The 17707-nt window shown below is 67.5% G+C and carries 22 protein-coding genes; 15 read left to right on the top strand and 7 right to left on the bottom strand.

What is annotated here, in order from left to right:
• From ftsE to QRN25_RS10510, 4 genes are read left to right on the top strand one after another with little or no spacing between them, the layout of a single operon-like run.
• Entirely contained in the window at positions 1–714 is a 714-nt protein-coding gene (ftsE, locus tag QRN25_RS10525; RefSeq protein WP_211149623.1) for a cell division ATP-binding protein FtsE, read from the top strand.
• Complete coding sequence (locus QRN25_RS10520) at positions 711–1631, top strand: cell division protein FtsX (RefSeq protein ID WP_036525963.1); 921 nt, start codon at positions 711–713, stop codon at positions 1629–1631. The genes ftsE and QRN25_RS10520 overlap by 4 nt, the downstream gene beginning before the upstream one ends.
• 31 nt (positions 1632–1662) lie before the next feature.
• Complete coding sequence (locus QRN25_RS10515; protein ID WP_008829997.1) at positions 1663–2202, top strand: YdcF family protein; 540 nt, start codon at positions 1663–1665, stop codon at positions 2200–2202.
• Positions 2199–2903: a lysophospholipid acyltransferase family protein gene (locus QRN25_RS10510; protein WP_285019463.1), complete on the top strand. Its 705-nt coding sequence runs from the start codon at positions 2199–2201 to the stop codon at positions 2901–2903. The genes QRN25_RS10515 and QRN25_RS10510 overlap by 4 nt, the downstream gene beginning before the upstream one ends.
• Here QRN25_RS10510 and QRN25_RS10505 read toward each other — a convergent pair.
• From QRN25_RS10505 to hisC, 3 genes are all read right to left on the bottom strand, one after another.
• Positions 2900–3679: a transglutaminase-like domain-containing protein gene (locus QRN25_RS10505; protein WP_285019462.1), complete on the bottom strand. Its 780-nt coding sequence runs from the start codon at positions 3677–3679 to the stop codon at positions 2900–2902. The two genes, QRN25_RS10510 and QRN25_RS10505, sit on opposite strands and share 4 nt — an antisense overlap.
• 114 nt (positions 3680–3793) lie before the next feature.
• Positions 3794–4708, bottom strand: a complete 915-nt coding sequence (locus QRN25_RS10500; protein WP_285019460.1) for a prephenate/arogenate dehydrogenase family protein — start codon at positions 4706–4708, stop codon at positions 3794–3796.
• Entirely contained in the window at positions 4705–5832 is a 1128-nt protein-coding gene (gene hisC, locus QRN25_RS10495; RefSeq protein WP_502910458.1) for a histidinol-phosphate transaminase, read from the bottom strand. The genes QRN25_RS10500 and hisC overlap by 4 nt, the downstream gene beginning before the upstream one ends.
• Positions 5833–5889: 57 nt before the next feature.
• On the opposite strand from hisC, the gene metX reads away from it, so the two are divergent.
• From metX to QRN25_RS10475, 4 genes are all read left to right on the top strand, one after another.
• A complete protein-coding gene (gene metX, locus QRN25_RS10490; RefSeq protein ID WP_285019456.1) occupies positions 5890–6999 on the top strand; it encodes a homoserine O-acetyltransferase MetX in 1110 nt (369 codons plus the stop codon).
• Positions 6996–7430: a GNAT family N-acetyltransferase gene (locus QRN25_RS10485; RefSeq protein WP_285019455.1), complete on the top strand. Its 435-nt coding sequence runs from the start codon at positions 6996–6998 to the stop codon at positions 7428–7430. Before metX ends, QRN25_RS10485 begins: the two co-directional genes overlap by 4 nt.
• Entirely contained in the window at positions 7427–8038 is a 612-nt protein-coding gene (gene metW / locus QRN25_RS10480) for a methionine biosynthesis protein MetW (protein WP_008829326.1), read from the top strand. The genes QRN25_RS10485 and metW overlap by 4 nt, the downstream gene beginning before the upstream one ends.
• 87 nt (positions 8039–8125) lie before the next feature.
• Positions 8126–8815: a hypothetical protein gene (locus QRN25_RS10475; protein ID WP_285019454.1), complete on the top strand. Its 690-nt coding sequence runs from the start codon at positions 8126–8128 to the stop codon at positions 8813–8815.
• 3 nt (positions 8816–8818) lie between these two features.
• Here QRN25_RS10475 and QRN25_RS10470 read toward each other — a convergent pair whose 3' ends face one another.
• A complete protein-coding gene (locus QRN25_RS10470; protein ID WP_008829328.1) occupies positions 8819–9448 on the bottom strand; it encodes a LysE family translocator in 630 nt (209 codons plus the stop codon).
• A 308-nt stretch (positions 9449–9756) separates the two neighbouring features.
• Between QRN25_RS10470 and QRN25_RS10465 the strand changes: the two genes are divergently transcribed.
• Entirely contained in the window at positions 9757–10509 is a 753-nt protein-coding gene (locus tag QRN25_RS10465) for an acyl-CoA thioesterase (RefSeq protein ID WP_285019453.1), read from the top strand.
• Between the two features lie 142 nt (positions 10510–10651).
• On the opposite strand, the gene QRN25_RS10460 is transcribed toward QRN25_RS10465, so the two are convergent.
• Entirely contained in the window at positions 10652–11038 is a 387-nt protein-coding gene (locus tag QRN25_RS10460; protein WP_008829330.1) for a VOC family protein, read from the bottom strand.
• Positions 11039–11213: 175 nt separating this feature from the next.
• On the opposite strand from QRN25_RS10460, the gene QRN25_RS10455 reads away from it, so the two are divergent.
• The gene (locus QRN25_RS10455) at positions 11214–11885 is read left to right on the top strand and encodes a glutathione S-transferase family protein (RefSeq protein ID WP_008829331.1); all 672 of its coding nucleotides are present in this window, start codon (positions 11214–11216) and stop codon (positions 11883–11885) included.
• A gap of 150 nt (positions 11886–12035) precedes the next feature.
• On the opposite strand, the gene QRN25_RS10450 is transcribed toward QRN25_RS10455, so the two are convergent.
• Both QRN25_RS10450 and QRN25_RS10445 read right to left on the bottom strand, forming a co-directional pair.
• Positions 12036–13796 carry a bifunctional metallophosphatase/5'-nucleotidase gene (locus tag QRN25_RS10450; RefSeq protein ID WP_285019449.1) on the bottom strand — a complete coding sequence of 587 codons (1761 nt, stop codon included), beginning with the start codon at positions 13794–13796 and terminating at the stop codon, positions 12036–12038.
• A 68-nt stretch (positions 13797–13864) separates the two neighbouring features.
• Positions 13865–14266, bottom strand: a complete 402-nt coding sequence (locus QRN25_RS10445; protein ID WP_008829333.1) for a metallopeptidase family protein — start codon at positions 14264–14266, stop codon at positions 13865–13867.
• Between the two features lie 193 nt (positions 14267–14459).
• On the opposite strand from QRN25_RS10445, the gene nagZ reads away from it, so the two are divergent.
• The 5 genes from nagZ to tatB all read left to right on the top strand — a co-directional run bounded on the left by nagZ (position 14460) and on the right by tatB (position 17660).
• Positions 14460–15470 carry a beta-N-acetylhexosaminidase gene (gene nagZ, locus QRN25_RS10440; RefSeq protein ID WP_285019446.1) on the top strand — a complete coding sequence of 337 codons (1011 nt, stop codon included), beginning with the start codon at positions 14460–14462 and terminating at the stop codon, positions 15468–15470.
• A 1-nt stretch (position 15471) separates the two neighbouring features.
• The gene (locus QRN25_RS10435; RefSeq protein WP_069708938.1) at positions 15472–16275 is read left to right on the top strand and encodes a segregation and condensation protein A; all 804 of its coding nucleotides are present in this window, start codon (positions 15472–15474) and stop codon (positions 16273–16275) included.
• Positions 16272–16901, top strand: a complete 630-nt coding sequence (scpB, locus tag QRN25_RS10430; protein WP_285019444.1) for an SMC-Scp complex subunit ScpB — start codon at positions 16272–16274, stop codon at positions 16899–16901. The genes QRN25_RS10435 and scpB overlap by 4 nt, the downstream gene beginning before the upstream one ends.
• A 109-nt stretch (positions 16902–17010) precedes the next feature.
• Complete coding sequence (locus QRN25_RS10425) at positions 17011–17253, top strand: twin-arginine translocase TatA/TatE family subunit (RefSeq protein ID WP_008829337.1); 243 nt, start codon at positions 17011–17013, stop codon at positions 17251–17253.
• Between the two features lie 20 nt (positions 17254–17273).
• Positions 17274–17660 carry a Sec-independent protein translocase protein TatB gene (gene tatB, locus QRN25_RS10420; RefSeq protein ID WP_271180940.1) on the top strand — a complete coding sequence of 129 codons (387 nt, stop codon included), beginning with the start codon at positions 17274–17276 and terminating at the stop codon, positions 17658–17660.
• The last annotated feature ends 47 nt before the right edge of the window (positions 17661–17707 follow it).

Raw genomic sequence — 17707 nt, 5'->3', positions numbered from 1 at the left:
ATGACCAGCGACGGGGAAATCATCCACTTCGACAATGTCGGCCTTCGCTACGGCACCGATCGCGAGGTGCTGAGCGACCTGACGTTCACGCTCTATGCGGGGCGGTTCTATTTCCTCACCGGCGCGAGCGGCGCGGGCAAGACTTCGCTGCTGCGGCTGCTCTACCTTGCGCAGCGGCCCTCGCGCGGAGCGATCCGCATGTTCGGGACCGACGCCATCACTCTTCCGCGTGCCCGGCTCCCTGTGATGCGGCGGCGGATCGGCGTGGTGTTCCAGGACTTTCGCCTGATCGAGCACTTGTCCGCCTTCGACAACGTGGCGCTGCCGCTGCGCGTGGCGGGCCATGCCGAGAAGGACATCGCCGGGCCGGTGCGCGACATCCTCGAATGGGTGGGTCTGACCGACCGTATCGACGCCAGCCCCGCCACGCTTTCGGGCGGCGAGCAGCAGCGCGTTGCCATCGCCCGCGCCGTCATCGCCCGCCCCGCCATGCTGGTGGCGGACGAGCCTACCGGTAACGTCGATCCGGACATGGCTGCCAAGCTGATCCGCCTGTTCGAGATGCTCAACCGGCAGGGCACGACGGTGGTGGTCGCCACCCACGACCTCGACCTGCTGCGCAAGGTGCCCGACAGCCTCATCATGCGGCTGGACAAGGGGCGGCTTTCCGATCCCACCGGCGCGCTGCGCTATCCGCCAAGGAAGCTGACGTGAGGCGCTCGTCGGTTCTGGGTCGATGGTTCACCGCCGGAAGCCGGGTCGAGCTGATCCCGCAGGGACGCATGTCCGGGCCGATGCCCTGGGTCATCGCGATCATGGTGGCGATGACCGCTATCGCCCTCGCGGCCGGGCTGGCGCTTGGCAATGCGGTCTCGGCGGCAAAGGCCGAGATCGACGGCGGCGTCACCGTGCAGATCATCGAGCCGCGGGCTGACGTGCGTGAAGCGCAAGCCGCGCGCGCGGTCGAGGCGATCAAGACGATGCCCGGCGTCGCGGGGCTGCGGCAGGTTCCGCAGGCGGAATTGGACGCGCTGATCGAACCCTGGCTGGGCACCGGCATCGCGGCGGCGACCGGCTCGGCGATCCCAGTTCCGGCGCTTATCGACGTGCGCCTGAACGGCCCTGCGAGCGCGGCGCAACTGGCCGCGATCGCGAAGCGGGTGACGCCGGTGGCGCCGTCTGCCCGGATCGATGCGCAGTCGAACTGGCTGAGGCCGGTGTTCGACGCGATGGTGTCGCTGCAGGTCTTGGCGATGGTGATCGTCGCGCTGCTGGCGGGCGCGCTGGCGGCGGCGGTGCTGCTGGCGGCACGTTCGGCACTGGGCGCGAACCGCGACACGATCGAGATCGTCCACCTGCTCGGCGGCACCGACGCGCAAGTGGCGCGGGTGTTCCAGCGCTCGATCGGCTATGACGCAGCCGGCGGCGGCGCGGTAGGACTCGCGCTGGCGATGGTGGTGATCCTCACCCTTGGGCGACGCTTCGAGGGGCTGGGTGCGGGGCTGGTTGACAGCGGCGCGCTGGTGTGGAGCGACTGGCTGATCCTTGCGGTGGTGCCGGTGCTGGCGACGCTGCTCGCCATGCTGACGGCGCGGCTCACCGTGCTGCACGCCCTGCGAAAGATGCTGTAACCGGCGCAAACCCCTATATAGCTATTCATCTATGTTTCGTCGCTTCACCGCCTCTGTCGTGCTGCTCTGGGCCTTCGGGTTCCTGTGGTTCGCCGTTTCCCTGCCCGGGCCTTTGCCCGCGAGCGTGAAGACCGACGCGATCATCGTCCTCACCGGCAGCCAGGGCCGCATCGAGCATGCGGTCAAGGTGCTGGAGGCGGGCAAAGCGCCGGACATGCTCGTCTCCGGCGTCGATCGGGAGGTGCGTCCCCGCGAATTCGCGCACCAGTTCCGCGTACCCGCGCGCTTGATGCGCTGCTGCGTGACGCTGGGCTACCGGGCCTACGATACCCGCTCCAACGCCGTCGAGGCGGTGCAGTGGGTGACCGAGCATAACGCCAAGTCGGTGCGCCTCGTAACCGCCGACTGGCATATGCGCCGCGCCGCGCTGGAGATCGCGCGCGAATTTCCCGATGACGTGCGGCTGGAACTGGACGGCGTACCTTCGCATCCCAGCCTGAGCACGCTGTTTCTCGAATATCACAAGCTGCTGGCCCGTGCCGCGCTCAACCTCTGGGAAGCCCTGCGATGAATTCCGAAAGGGCGAACCCGCTCGACGTTGTGCGTTCTCTGTTGTTCTATGTCGTGTTCTATCCGGGCACGATCGTGATGGTGACCGCCTGTTTCGTGGGGTCGCTGTTCGGCGAGGAGTCGCTGCGCCGCGCCGTGCGCGGCTGGGGCCTGTTCCACCGCTGGTGCGCCCGCTGGCTGCTCGGAATCCGCCTTGTCATCGAAGGGGAACTGCCCAACGAGGGCGTGCTCGTCGCGATCAAGCACGAGAGCTTTTACGAGGCGATCGACCTGCCCGCGCAGATGCAGCGTCCGGCGCCCTTTCCCAAGGCGGAACTGGCCGAAATCCCCGGCTGGGGATGGGCCTTGCGCCGCTATGGCGCGGTCGTGGTGGAGCGTGGCGAAGGCGCCAAGGCTCTCCGCACCATGGTGTCGAGCGCACGTGGTCTAGCCGCGCAGGGGCGCCCGCTGGCGATCTTCCCCGAAGGCACCCGCGTGAAGACGGGCGAGCGGCCGCCGCTGCAGTCGGGCTTCGCGGGTCTCTACAAGCTGCTGGGGCTGCCGGTGGTGCCGGTGGCGGTCGATAGCGGGCGGCTCTACCACCGCCGCTGGAAGAAGCCGGGGACCATCACCCTGCGCGTCGGTGAACGCATCGCTCCCGGCCTCCCGCGAGACGAGGTCGAGGCGCGCGTCCACGCCGCGATCAACGCGCTGAATATCTAGAGTGCCGCGCTGACCCGGACGGTCTGCGAGAGCATTTCCACCTCGCCGAAGCTGGAGAGGAACGAGACGTCCGCCGCGTCGCGCCCGACGCCGATCTTGGCGACGCGGTCGGGCGTCGTCATGCCGGTGGCATCGACGAGGTGCCAGGCGCCGTCGAGGAAGACTTCGGCGATGGCGTGGAAATCCTGCGGCTCGACGCCGATGCCGTAGGCACTTGCGAAGCGGGCCGGGATGGCACTGGCGCGGACCAACGCGATCATCAGGTGCGCGTAGTCGCGGCAGACACCCTTGCGGCTCTGGAACGTGTCGGCGGCAGTGGTGAAGGCGTCGCTGGAGCCTGGTTCGTAAGTCAGCGTGCCAGCGATCCAGTCGCGGATCGCGCCGACGCGCGCGCCTCCCTGCAATCCGGCGAACTCGCTCTCCACGAAGTCGTGGAACGTGTCGGAGGTGCAGTAGCGCGAGGGCATCAGGTAATCGACCGTCTCGCCCGGGAGCCTGTGCGGGGGCACGGCCGGGAGCCCGTCCACCGGGGCGAGGAAGCGATCGACCTCTACCGTGGCCTCGTAGCGGACCGTCAGCGGCGCGGAGGTGCGCAGCCAGATGCGTTCGCCGATGCAGGCCTGCGCGGGAACGCGGGCGAAATGTTCGAGCGGCGGCAGCTCGATGTGAGCGTGCAGAACGCGCTGCTCGGGGATGATCGCCGCCTCGATCTGGAGCAGGACGTCGACGGGGCCGGGCACGGCGTATTCAAGCATGGTCTGGATGGATAGCTGCATGGCGTCGGGCTCTCGAGCAGGAGGTTCGCCCGCTCAAAGCACGAGATGCCCGGTAGCTCCAAGCCCCAATAGACAAAGTGGCCGTCATCCCCGCCTTCGCTGGGATGACGTGCTTTACCGGCCTTCGTGATCCCCGCGGCCGAAGTCCGGCCGCGCGTCGTCCTGGCCTTCCTCGATGATCGAGCGGCGGATCGCGCGCGTGCGAGCGAAGGTATCGAACAATTGCTCGCCGTCGCCGACGCGGATCGCGCGCTGGAGGGCGGTCAGGTCCTCGGTGAAGCGCTGGAGCATCGTCAGCACCGCGTCCTTGTTGGACAGGAACACGTCGCGCCACATCGTCGGGTCGGAAGCGGCGATGCGGGTGAAGTCGCGGAAGCCGCCGGCCGAATACTTGATGACCTCGCTCTGCGTCACGTCTTCCAGATCGGAGGCCGTGCCGACGATGGTGTAGGCGATGAGGTGCGGCAAGTGGCTGGTGACCGCGAGCACGAGATCGTGGTGCTCGGGCGTCATGATCTCGACGTTGGCGCCCAGCGCTTCCCAGAAGCCGACGAGCTGCGAGAGCCGCACCATGTCTACCTTGGCGGGCGGGGTGACGATGCACCAGCGGTTACGGAACAAGTGCGCGAAGCCTGCGTCCGGCCCCGAGTTCTCGGTGCCGGCGACGGGGTGGGCGGGGATGACGACGTGGTCGGGCAGCGCTTTGCCCAATGCCTTGGCGATGGCCTGCTTGGACGAGCCGACGTCGCTGACCAGCGCGGTCGCGGGCAGGGCGCCGCGCACCTGCTCGGCGGCGATGCCCATCGCGCCCGGCGGCACGCAGAAGATCACGAGATCAGCCTCGCGCACCGCTTCGCTGACGGTGGCGCAGACCTTGTCGACGAGGCCGCGTTCGGTGGCGCGGGCGCGGTGGTCGGGGCTGAGGTCGAAGCCGGTGGTGCGCGCGTCGGGCAGGAACTCGCGCACGGCGAGGCCGATCGAGCCGCCTTGCAGGCCGAGCCCGATGATGGCGATTTTCGCGAAGCTCATTTCGCGGCTTCCGCCATTTCGCGCAGCGCTTCGGCGATCGCGTCCATGTCGGCGCTCTTGCCGATGGTGATGCGCAGCGCCTGAGGCAGCCCTTGGCCGGGCAGCCAGCGTACGATGTAGCCGCGATCCGCGAGGCCCTCGAACGCCGCTTCGGCGGTGAGGGCGCCTTCGAACAGGGTCAGCACGAAGTTCGCCTGGCTGGGCAACGGGCGCAGGCCGTGGTTTCCGAGCGCCTCCAGCTTCGCGACGAAACGGGCGCGCTCGTCGCGGTTGTGGATGCGGCTGGCTTCGACGAATGCGGCGTCGGCCAGCGCGGCCTCGGCCATCGCCTGTCCGGTGGAGGCGACGTTGAACGGCCCACGGATGCGGTTAAGCGTGGCGATGATGTCCGGTGCACCGGTGCCCCAGCCGATGCGTTCGCCGGCAAGGCCGAAGATTTTGGAGAAAGTGCGGGTGACGAGCACGTTGTCGTGCGCGGCGGCCAGCGCCAGCGCGCCGTCCTCGTCCTCGGGCGCGACGTATTCGCCGTAGGCCTGGTCGAGCACCAGCAGCACGTCGGAGGGCAGGGCGGCGTGCAGGCGCGCGATCTCGCCCTTGGGAAGATAGGAGCCGGTCGGGTTGTTGGGGTTGGCGACGAAGACCACGCGGGTCCGCTCCGTCACCAGCGCCAGCAGCGCATCGACATCGGTGCCGTAATCGGCATCGGGTGCGACAACCGGCGTTGCGCCGCAGCGGCGGGCGGCGATGTCGTAGACCGAGAAGCCGTAGCGCACGTAGATCACCTCGTCGCCGAGGCCCGCATAGCCCTGCGCCGCAAGGTTGAGCAGTTCGTCCGAGCCCGTGCCCATGACCACGCGCGGCGGATCGATGCCGTGGCGCGCGCCGATCGCGGTGCGCAAGGCGGTGCTGTCGGGGTCCGGATAGAGCGCGGGCGCGGCGGCCTTCGCGGCCAGCGCGGCCTCGCTGGTGCCCAGCGGGTTCTCGTTGGCGGAGAGCTTGATGAGCGGGCGGCCGTCCTTGCCCTTGGACTTGCCGGGCACATAGGCGTGGATCGCCTCGATCCAGGGCTTGGGAGTCGGGGCTTTCGGAGTGGTGATCGTTTCGCTCATGACGGCCGGCCCCATAACGCACCATGGCGGCTAATGACAGAGCCCGATTGAGCCTCTATTGGGGCTCGGATCATGGCAACCGTGCTCAATCCCCCCATCGAGAACCGCCACCTCGACCTCGACATGCCGCTGCTGCTCGACGGCGGGCAGATGCTGCCCTGCGCGCGCATCGCCTACGAGACCTGCGGCACGCTGAATGCGGCCAAGGACAATGCGATCCTGATCTGCCACGCGCTGACCGGGGACCAGCATGTTGTGTCGAACCACCCCAAGACCGGCAAGCCCGGCTGGTGGGTGCGCATGGTCGGCCCCGGCAAGCCGATCGACACCGACCGTTTCTTCGTGATCTGCGCCAATGTGATCGGATCGTGCATGGGCTCGATCGGCCCGGCGAGCGATGGCCCGGACGGCACGCCCTGGGGGATGCGCTTCCCGGTCATCACCATCCGCGACATGGTACGGGGGCACATCGCTGTGCTCGATTCTCTGGGGATCGACAGCCTTCATGCGCTTGTCGGCGGATCGATGGGCGGGATGCAGGTGCTCAGCCTTGCCGCCAACTTCCCGGAGCGTACGCGCGCGGTGCTGGTGCTGGCCTCGACTGCGCGGCATTCGGCCCAGAACATCGCATTCCACGAAGTCGGGCGTCAGGCGATCATGGCCGACCCCGAATGGCGCGAGGGCGATTACTACGCCTTCGGGAAGGGGCCGGAGAAGGGCCTCTCGGTCGCCCGCATGGCCGCGCACATCACGTACCTGTCGGAAGCGGGCCTGACCGAGAAGTTCGGCCGCCGCCTGCAGAACCGAGAGGAAAAGACCTTCGGCTTCGACGCGGATTTCCAGATCGAATCGTACCTGCGCTATCAGGGTTTATCGTTCACCGACCGCTTCGATGCGAATTCGTACCTCTACATTACCCGCGCGATGGACTACTTCGACCTCGCCGAAGAGCACGGCGGCATGCTCGCCAATGCCTTCGCGAAGTCGAAGGCGCGGTATTGCCTCGTCAGCTTCGATACCGACTGGCTTTATCCCACGGCGGAATCGCGCAATGTCGTCCACGCGCTCAACGCGGCGGGCCTGCCGGTGAGCTTCGTTGAGCTTTCCGCACCGTTCGGGCACGACTCGTTCCTGCTCGACGTGCCCGCGCTCGACCGTGTGGTGCAGGGGTTCATCGGATGATCCAGCTTTCCGACGACAAGACCCGCCTCGACGTGGCGCGCGTGCATGGCTGGCTCGCTTCCAGCTACTGGACGCCCGACATCGCGATCGAACAGGTCGAGCGCCAGATCGCGGGCTCGCACTGTCTCGGGGCCTATCACCCCGAACATGGGCAGGTCGGTTTCGCCCGCATGATCACGGATTACGCCAGCTTCGCTTGGCTCGCCGACGTCTGGGTGGATGAGCCTGCACGCGGGGCGGGCCTCGGCCGCCGCATGGTGCAATGGTTCCTCGACCATCCTGGCTACGAGACGGTGCGCCGTTTCGCGCTGACCACCGCCGACGCGCACGGTGTCTACGCCGCGCTCGGCTTCAATCCGCTGATGCGGCCCGAGCGGCTGATGGAGCGTCTCTCGCCCGCCTTCGCCGCGCAGTTGCAGGTGGCGTCATGACCCCCGCGATGAAGACCGGCCTGCGCCCGGACCTTGCGATCATCGCCGAGAACGTCGCGCTGGATTCCAGCGTGCTCGACGTCGGCTGCGGCGACGGCACCTTGATGCAGGCCCTGCGCGACGGTTCAGGCTGCGCCACGCGCGGCATGGAGATCGACGCGCTGAACGTGGGCGCCTGCGTGGCCAAGGGCCTCTCGGTGATCCAGGGCGATGCCGACAAGGACCTTGCGTTCTATCCCGACAAGTCGGTGGACTACGCGATCCTGTCGCAGACGCTGCAGACGACGATGCGGCCGGACATGGTGCTGGAGGAACTGCTGCGCATCGGCCGCAAGGCCTTCGTCAGCTTCCCGAACTTCGCGCACTGGCGGGTCCGCACCTCGCTGCTGTGGAACGGCCGCATGCCGGTGACGCGGCTGCTGCCGATCGCCTGGTACGAGACGCCCAACATCCACCACCTGACGGTAAACGATTTCCGCGCGCTGCTGCAGGAACGCGGGATCACGGTGGAGGGGCGCTGGTTCCTCTCAGGCGATACCCAGTGCAGCGCGGCGGCGGCGAACTTCCGCGCCGAGCATGCGGTGTTCCTGCTCTCGCGCGGGGGCTGAGCCGCGAGGGTTGCCTTGCTGGGCGAGGCATGATTCTCTCTCGGAGCCGGCGGGCCGGGTTGCCCGCGCTCTTCCGGGAGACGACCCTTGCGAATTGACGCCTCGAAAGCCGTCGGAGCCTATGCCGCGGTGATGACGATGGCGACGGTGTGGCTCGGCCTCACCGCCGTTTCGGCGCCTGCCGCCAAATTCGACACCATCGACGTCCAGCGCATCAACGTGCGCGAACCCGACGGCACCTTGCGCATGACGATCTCCGGCAAGGCCCGCATCCCCGGCCTGATCCTTGGCGGGGTCGAGCATCCGCATCCGAACCGGCAGGAAGCGGGGATGATCTTCTTCAACGATCAGGGCGACGAGAATGGCGGCCTCGTTTTCGACGGCGGGATGAAGAACGGCGTGCCCACAAACGGCGGCAGCCTGACCTTCGATCGCTATCATCAGGACCAGACGTTGCAGATGGTGAGCACCGAGGACGGCAAGGCGCGCCGTGTCATCGTCATCGTCACCGACCGCCCGGACAGGCTGATGGACGTGGCGGCGGGGCGCCGCCTGCGCGACATGGCGCCGGGGCCGGAGCGGGCCCGGCTGCTGGCCGAGGCAGGCTTCGAATCGGCCCGTCGCGTCTGGCTCGGCCGCGATGCGAAGGGTGAGGCGTCGCTGGTGCTGAGCGATGCCGAAGGCCGCCCGCGCCTGACGCTGGGCGTGGGTGCGGACGGGACGCCGGGGGTGAGGCTGCTCGATCCCGCAGGCAAGGTCACCCGCGAGATCAAGTGAGCGTCAGTGCGGCCGCGCTTTCAGCAGCGCCAGTCCGAAGCCGATGAAGAACACGCCGGTCACCCGGTTGAACGCCTGCTTGATCGCGGGGCGCGTGAGGTAGCCCGCCAGCGAACGGCCGCCCAGCGCATAGGCGCAGTACCACCCGGTTTCGATGACGGCGAACGTGCTGAGCAGGATTGCGAACTGCGGCACTTTGGGCAGCGCGGGGTCGATGAACTGCGGGAAGAAGGCTGCCGCGAAGAGGATCGCCTTGGGATTGCTGATGGCGATCGTGAAGCCGCCCCGGAACACCGCGAGGCTCGAAGGAGCGGGCGGCAGTTCGCCCTCGGTGGGGTCGAGCGGTGCCACGGGCGAGCGCCAGGACTTCACCCCGAGGTACACCAGATAGGCCACACCGGCATAGCGCAGCACTTCGAACGAACCCGGGAGCGCCAGCAGCAGCGTCGTCAGTCCGGCGGCGGAGGAACCCATCAGCAGGAAGATCGCGCAGAGGCACCCCGCCATCGCGATTGTGCTGCGCCGCGCGCCCATCTCGACGCTGCGCGACAGGACGTGGAGCATGTTCGGCCCCGGCGTACCGGAAACCACGAAGACGGCGGCGACGAAAAGCCACCAAGTATGAAGCGTCACGGTGCGCAGGTCCTTGCACGGGATTGAAGAAGGCGCGGCTTATGCCCGAGGTGCGGACAAGGCAACACCAGTGGCACAAGCTGCAAGATAATCGCTGCCCTTTCGCTTGACCGGAGCCTGCGCGCCTGCGAGGTGCGCTGCCTTCTGACGGGCAGCCTTGCCGTCCGCAGCTGACAGACCGGCCACGGGCGCAGCATTGCCCCCTCCATGCCGAGCCGGTCGTCCATCCCGTGGAGACGATTCCCGACCAGGCCGACGGCCGCGCATTTGCGCGTCCGGCGACCGTGACCCGAATCGACGAGTATGACATGACCCTGACGACCACGCCCGCGCGCCACGCGGTGCAGCTTATCGACGCCGTCTTTCCCGGAGACACCAACCACCACGGCACCCTGTTCGGCGGCGTTGCGCTGGCGCACATGGACAAGATCGCCTTCCTCGTCGCCGCCCGCCATGCCCGCGCGCCTTTCGTGACGGCGCGTTCGGAGCGCATCGACTTCGAGAACCCCGGCCGCATCGGTGACCTGATCGAGGCGACCGGCCTGATCACCCGCGTCGGCACCCGATCGGTCGATGTCGAAGTGGAACTGGTCGCCGAAAACCCGCTCACCGGCGAGCGCCGCCTTTGCACGCGCGGCCTTTTCGTCCTCGTCGCGCCCAAGGGGCCGGATACGAAGCTCCCGTTCCCGCCGCTGCCCGAGCCCGCGCCTTCGGTCGAGACCGGGCGGCTGCACATGGTCGACATGGTGTTTCCGGCGCAGACCAACCACTACGGCTCGCTGTTCGGGGGAGACGCGCTCAAGATGATGGGACGCGCCGCCTTCATCGCATCGAGCCGCCACATGCGCCGCCCGATGATCATGGGCACGTCCGACCGCATCGATTTCAAGTCGCCGATCCGCGAGGGCGAGATGATCGAGCTGATCTCCGAGGTCGTCATGGCAGGCCCCGATTCGGTGCTCATCCGCGTCGAACTCTGGGCCGAGAACCTGATGAACGGCGAACGCCGCCACTCGGCGACCTCGACCTTCACGATGGTCGTGGTGGACCGGGCGGCGTGATCACCCTCTTCGACATGCTTCCAATTTTCGTCATCCCCGCGAAGGCGGGGACCCAACTGATGCCCGTGCTGGCATGAAGCATCGGGAGATGGGTTCTCGCCTTCGCGGGGATGACGGCGGCATAGTCGCAGGCGATCACATTTCAGCCCATGCTCAGCCCGGAATAGACGCCGAGCTTGTTGCCGTCGGGGTCGCGCAGGTAGGCCCCGAAGGCGCCGCGCGCCTGCGGCTTGGCCTCGGGGGCGCCTTCGTCGGTGCCGCCGTTGGCCAGGCCCGCCGCGTGCCAAGTCCTGACCGCATCCTGATCCGGCGCGTCGAACAGGATCGTGCCGCCATTGCCGTGCGTGCACGCCTCGCCGTCGCGCGCCGGGCCGAGCAGGAATCGCACGCCGCCAAGGTCCCACATCACGATCGGGTACTGGTCCGGCGTCGAGCAGGGTGCGAGGCCCAGCGCACCGAAGGTCGCGTCATAGAACGCGCGGGTTCTGGCAAGGTCGTTCGACCCGAGGCGGATTGACTTGAGCAGCACGGTTTCCTCTCCCTTTCCCGTTTGCGGAGAGAGTGTCGGCGCGCACGGCGGGGGTCAACGAGCGGAGACGCAGGGGCGCAAGATATCGCGCAACGGATGGAGCGCGGACTTATCCACCTGATTCCCGCCTCCGTGAAATGGACGGGGCCGTGCCCTTTCGGCATTCCGGATCGCCATGTGGCACATCTATCAGTTCCCGCTCTGCCCCTTCAGTCGCAAGGTCCGGCTGCTCATGGCAGAGAAGGGCATAGCGTATGAACTCCAGACCGCGCGACCATGGGAAGGCGAGGATCGCCTCTTCGCGATGAACCCGGCCGGACGCACGCCGGTGATCCGTGAAACCGACAAGGGCCTCGTGCTGTCGGACAGTCGCGCGATCTGCGAATACTTCGAGGAGACGGTGGATCGCTATCCGCTGATCAGCGGCACCGCCCAGCAGCGGGCCGAGATCCGCCGCCTGATCGCGATGTTCGACGAGAACTTCTACAACGACGTTTCCGGCCCGCTGCTGCTGGAGCGGATGAAGAAACGCCTCGTGTTCCGCCAGGCGCCCGATGCCAAGGCGTTGCGCGAATCGATGAAGCTGGCGCACGACTACCTCGACTATATCGACTACCTGATCGACAACCGGCCCTGGCTTGCCGGCGCGACGATGACGCTGGCAGACCTCGCGGCGGCGGCGCAGCTGTCTGTGGCGGACTATCTCGGCGGCCTCGACTGGTCGAGCCACGAGCAGGCGCGCGGCTGGTATCTAGTGATGAAGTCGCGGCCCTCGTTCCGGCCGCTGCTGTCGGAGCGCATGGAAGTGATCCAGCCGCCCAGCCACTACGCTGAAGTCGACGCCTGATCGGTTGTGGCACGTTCGTCATTGCGAGCGAAGCGAAGCAATCCAGGGCGGCACTACGCCGCCCTGGATTGCTTCGCTTCGCTCGCAATGACGAAGTGAGATTGAGAAAGCTAACCGGTCCCCGCGAAGGCCGCAGGGACCGGGCTTGCATTACTTGTCGAGGCGAACGGTGCGCTCTTCCTTGGGCACCTGACGCACCGGCACGGCGGCGAGCCACTGCTGGAACGCCTCGTTGTCGATCATGCCGCGCGTGATCTCGGTGCCCTGCTTGAAAGTCGCGAAACCATCGCCGCCTTCCGCGAGGAAGTTGACCACCGTGACGCGGTACGTCGCCGCAGAGTTGAGCGGCTTGCCGTTCAGCGTCAGCGAAACCACGCGGCTGCCCGAGGGACGGCGCATGTCGTACGAGAACTTGAGCCCGGCCGAGGGCGCCAGCGCCTGCTTGTCGCCCGCGTCGTCGAGCCCGTCCTCGATCACCGCGCGGACCTGTGCGCCGGTCAGCGTCATCGTCACCAGCTCGTTGTTGAAGGGCTGCGTCGCGTAGACCTGCCCGAAGGTGACGGTGCCGTCCGGCGCCGGATCGATCGGGGCGCGGATGCCGAAGGGGTTGGTGAAGGCGATCTGCGCGCCCGCAGCCCGGGTGCCCGCGAGCTGCGAATCGGCAACCAGGTTGCCAAGGTCGCCGCCGCTGGCGCTCTCGCTGCTGCCCTTTGCCGCCGGGCCTGACATCTTGCCGACGGGGCGCTGGATCAGCCCGGCTGCATCCTTCACGTAGCCCGCGACATAATCGGCCACGTCCGCGCGCGGCTGGAACTGCGGGTAGGCGGTGGTATTCGGCACATCGCCCCGGCCGCTGGTGTAGCCCGGCGACTGGACGATGACGTTGCGGGCCTTCTTGGCGATGACCTTGTGGCTGGCGGGGTCGATGGTGAGGGTGATGTCGGTCACCAGCTTGCCGTAGACGCCCGCGCTGGTCAGCAGGATCGGCGAGCCGTCGCCCGACTGGCCGTACTGGCACACGTACTGCCAGTGCGTGTGCCCCGAGACGACGAGATCGACGCCGGGGTTCAGCTTGTCGAGGATCGGCTGGATGTCGCCCGCGAAGCCCTCGCACGAATTGGGGTCCTTGGCAGCCGTCTTGCCGCCCTGGTGGATCAGCACGACGACGGCGTCGGCGCCCTCGGCCTTGAGCACGGGAATCGCCTTGTTGATCGCCTCGGCCTCGTCACCGAAGGTCAGTCCCTTGACCATGTCGGGCTGGACGAGCGTGGGGATCGACTTGAGCGATAGGCCGACGAAGCCGATGGTCACTTTGCTCGCGCCCTCACCGAAGGTCTTCAGGCCGGTGGCGGGGAACAGTGTGGTGCCGTCGTCCCTGTAGGTCGCAGCGGCGAGGTACTTGTAGCTGGCGCCCTTGAACTGTTCGAGCTGGCAGGGCTGGAGGCGCGTGTTCTTCTCGCAGCCGCCGTTCTGGAGGCGCTGGAGTTCCTTCCAGCCGCGGTCGAACTCGTGGTTGCCGACCGCGTTGAACTCCAGGCCGATGCGGTTCATGACGCCGACCGCCGGCTCGTCGAGGTGGAGCGAGGAGGCCAGTTGCGAGGCGCTGGTCAGGTCGCCTGCCGCGACGACGACGTTGTTCGGGTGTTCGGCCTTGAGCGAATCGACCGCCGAAGCCAGCCACGCGCCGCCGCCTGCGGGCACGTTGACAGTCTTGCCGTCAGGACCGGGTGCCTCGACCGAAGCCTTGGGCGGCTCCAGCGCGCCGTGGAAGTCGTTGATGGCGATGATGCCCACTTCCACCGGGGCGGCCGCCGTGACGGGCGCTCCCGGGCGGGTTGCCTGCGGTGCAGCGCAGGCGGCGGTGAAAGCGAGAGCGAGGAGCGGCAGAGCGCGTAGACGGGGGGAAGTCATGACCCGGTTCTATCGCACTGCAATATGACGGGCCAAGGGACAATTTCGCCGACGGCCTGTGCGAATTGTCAGCGCACCTGATCCTCCAGCGCATGCATGGCGTCGTCGGACAGGCCGAAATGGTGGCCTACCTCGTGGATCACCACATGCGCGACGAGGTCTTCCAGATCCACCTCGGTCTCGCACCATTCGGCGAGAAGGGGTTGGCGATAGAGCGTGATGCGCGGCGGGAATTCGCCCGAGATCCACACCGAATCGGTGTCCATCGACCGGCCGTGATAGAGTCCGGTCAGTTCCCAGGCATCCTCGATGCCCATGGCGCCCAGCGTTTCCTCGTCCGCGAATTCCTCGATGTGGACGGTGATCCCGTCGAGGTGCTGCGCGAAGGGCGCAGGAATCCGCGCGAAGGCGGCGTGGGCGAGGCGCTCGAACTCGGCGGCGGAGGGGGGAGGGCCGAATGTGCGGGTCATGGGTGGAGGTATGCCCACCCCCGGCCCCTCCCGCAAGCGGGGGGGGGCAACACAGGATCGCCCTCCCGCAGGCGGGAGGGCCGGCAGGCTCGGCGGTTTACCGCCTAGCCGGACGGGGTGGGCATCACACCATCCACACCCGCATCGTCCCGCATTCTTGCGAAACCGCCGCCATTCTGCGACCAAAACACGCATGGTTCCGGCAATCTTCGGCCTCTCCGGCCTGACCCTCGGCGACGACGAACGCGCCTTCTTCCGCGACGCCGATCCGGCGGGCTACATCCTGTTCGGCCGCAACGTCGAAAGCCGCGCGCAAGTCCGCGCCCTGACCGACGAACTGCGCTCCATCCACGGGCGCGAGCACCTGTTCGTCTGCATCGACCAGGAAGGCGGCCGCGTCGCGCGAATGAAGCCACCGACCTGGAGCGCCTACCCGCCCGGCGAAGCCTTCGACCGGCTCTACGATCTCGCCCCCGCCAGCGCCATCGAGGCGGCGCGGGTGAACGCGCAGGCGCTCGGCCTCGACCTTGCCGAAGTCGGCGTCAGCGTCGACTGCCACCCCTCGCTCGACGTGCGCCAGCCGGGCGCGCACGACGTGATCGGCGACCGCGCGCTGGGCGCCGAGCCGATGCGGGTGGCGGCGCTGGGCCGCGCGATCCTCGACGGCTTCGCGCGATCGGGCGTCGCGGGCTGCATCAAGCACATCCCCGGCCACGGCCGCGCGATGGCGGACAGCCACAAGGAACTGCCCACCGTCACTGCCTCCGCCGAGGAACTGGAACTCGACCTCGCCCCGTTCCGCGCGCTGGCCAAGGCGCCGATCGGGATGACCGCACACGTGCGCTACACCGCGTGGGATGCCGAGAACCCTGGCACCCTCTCGCCTTTCGTGATCGGCGAGATCATCCGCAAGACCATCGGTTTTTCGGGTCTGCTGCTGACCGACGATCTCGATATGCAGGCCCTTTCCGGCAGCGTGCCGGAACTGGCGGCGCAGGCGATCGCGGCGGGCTGCGACATCGCGCTCAACTGCTGGGCGAAGATGGACGACATGGTCGGCATCGCCAAGGCCCTGCCGGTCATGGCCGAGGAAGCCGCCGCCCGTCTCGACCATGCGCTGGCCGGAACCGGCCCCGCGACAGCGGCCGATCACGCCGAACTGCTGGCGAAGCGCGACGCCCTGCTGGCGCTGCGGGCGGCCTGACGTGGCCAGTAATCCCGGCCTCTTCGACGACTGGGACGGCGAGGACCGCCAGGGCGCTCAGGCCGACAAGCTGTACCTCGAGATCGACGGCTGGGAAGGGCCGCTCGACCTGCTGCTCGACCTCGCGCGGCGGCAGAAGGTAGATCTGCTGCGCATCTCGATCCTCGAACTGGTCGATGCCTACCTGACGTACATCGAGGAGGCCGAGGCGCTGCGGCTGGAACTGGCGGCCGATTACCTCGTGATGGCGGCGTGGCTGGCTTATCTGAAGTCCGCGCTGCTGCTGCCGCGCGACGAGCAGGAGGACCCGAGCCCCGAGGAAATGGCCCTGCGCCTGCAGATGCGCCTGCAGCGCCTGGGTGCGATGCGCGAGGCTGCGGCGCGGCTGATGGGGCGCGACCGGCTGGGGCGCGATGTGTTCGAACGGGGTGCGCCGGAGGGCCTGCGCGTCGATCGCAAGTCGCGCTGGCAGGTCGAGTGGTTCGACCTCGTAAGAGCTTACGGGGACGTGAAAATCCGCTCACAGCCGGTAGTGCACATGGTGCGCGAGCGGATGGTGATGACGCTCGACACCGCGATCGCCCGGGTCGCCTCGATGCTCGGCGTGGCGATCGACTGGATGGAACTGCGCGACTTCCTTCCGGCAGCGCATGGTAGCTGGGAAAGCCCGCAATTGCGCCGTTCCGCGCTGGCCTCGAGCTTCGTCGCGGCGCTCGAACTGGCCCGTACCGGCAAGGCCGAACTGGCGCAGGACGAGACGTATGGCCCCCTGCGCCTAAGGGCACTCAAAGGCACTCAAACGTGACACAAGACGTCCAAAGCGCCCCCGACGATGTCCTTCGCGCCGTCGAGGCGACCCTCTTCGCCTCCACCGAACCGCTTACTGCGGATCAGGTCGCGCTCCACCTCGGTTTCGGCGAGAAGGGCGGCGAGGTCCGCCCTGCGCTCGCCGATCTGCAGCGCCACTACGAGCGACGCGGCATCCACCTCGTCGAGCGCGGCGGGCGCTGGCATTTCGAGACCGCGCCCGACCTTGCCCACTTGCTCCGCCGCGAGAAGGAGGACGTGCGCCGCCTCAGCCGCGCCGCCACCGAGGTGCTGGCGATCGTCGCCTACCACGAACCCGTCAGCCGCGCCGAGATCGAGGCGATCCGCGGCGTCCAGACCGCCAAGGGTACGCTCGACGTGCTGATGGAGGCGGGCTGGGTGCGCGTCGCCGGTCGCCGCGAGGTGCCGGGGCGGCCGGTGATCTACGCGACGACGCCCGCGTTCCTCGACCACTTCGGGCTGGGCTCGCTGAAGGAACTGCCGGGCATCGACGAATTGCGCGCGGCGGGCCTGCTCGACCCGGTTGACGAAGACATGATCGAGACGGCGCTGGGCAGCAAGAATCCTCGCATACCGGACAACGGGGATTCCGAAGATGACTGACGTGCGACCGGTGAAGGACATAACCATGACGGGCTGGCAACTTGGCATCAAAGCGCCTACATGCCCCCTATGACCGGTCGGAATCGACCGCGCTTTTGGAGTTGAGGTTATGGGTAGCTTCTCGATCTGGCACTGGCTGATCGTTCTCGTGATCGTGCTCGTGCTGTTCGGACGCGGCCGCGTTTCGGAAATCATGGGTGACTTCGGCAAGGGCATCAAGAGCTTCAAGGACGGCATGAACGAGGAAGAGGCCAAAAAGGCCCAGGAAGCCTCGGCTCCCGCCGCCCAGATCTCGTCGCAGAAGGCCGATCCGGCGCCGACCGCGACCGAAGTGAAGAACGAACAGGCCTGAGCGCTCGGGGCTGATCGGGGATGTTCGACGTCGGTGCATCCGAACTGTTGATGATCGTCATCGTGGCGGTCGTCGTCATCGGTCCCAAGGACATGCCGATGGCGCTGCGCACGGCTGGCCGCTGGATCGGCAAGATGCGCAAGATGTCGAACCATTTCCGGTCCGGCATCGACGCCATGGTGCGTGAGGCCGAACTGGAGGAAATGGAGCGCAAGTGGCGCGAGCAGAACGAGGCCATCATGAAGGCGAGCCCGCAGCTCCCCTCGATGAACCCTTCTGCCGACGACATGAAGGCGCCCGCCTTTTCGGAGCCAGTTGCGGAGGTTGCCGTGGCTGGTGACACGGAAACGCCCAAGGCCGAAGCGCCGAAGCAGGCTGAATTCCACTTACCCCCGCCGCCGCCTTGAGGCGAAATGACATGAGTTCCAATCACCTTCGTCATTGCGAGCGTAGC

The sequence above is a fragment of the Novosphingobium sp. fls2-241-R2A-195 genome, from assembly GCF_030209485.1.
In the GTDB taxonomy this organism is placed as follows: domain Bacteria; phylum Pseudomonadota; class Alphaproteobacteria; order Sphingomonadales; family Sphingomonadaceae; genus Novosphingobium; species Novosphingobium resinovorum.
Note: the sequence above shows the minus strand (reverse complement) of the source record. Positions and strands in the feature narration are given on the sequence as shown.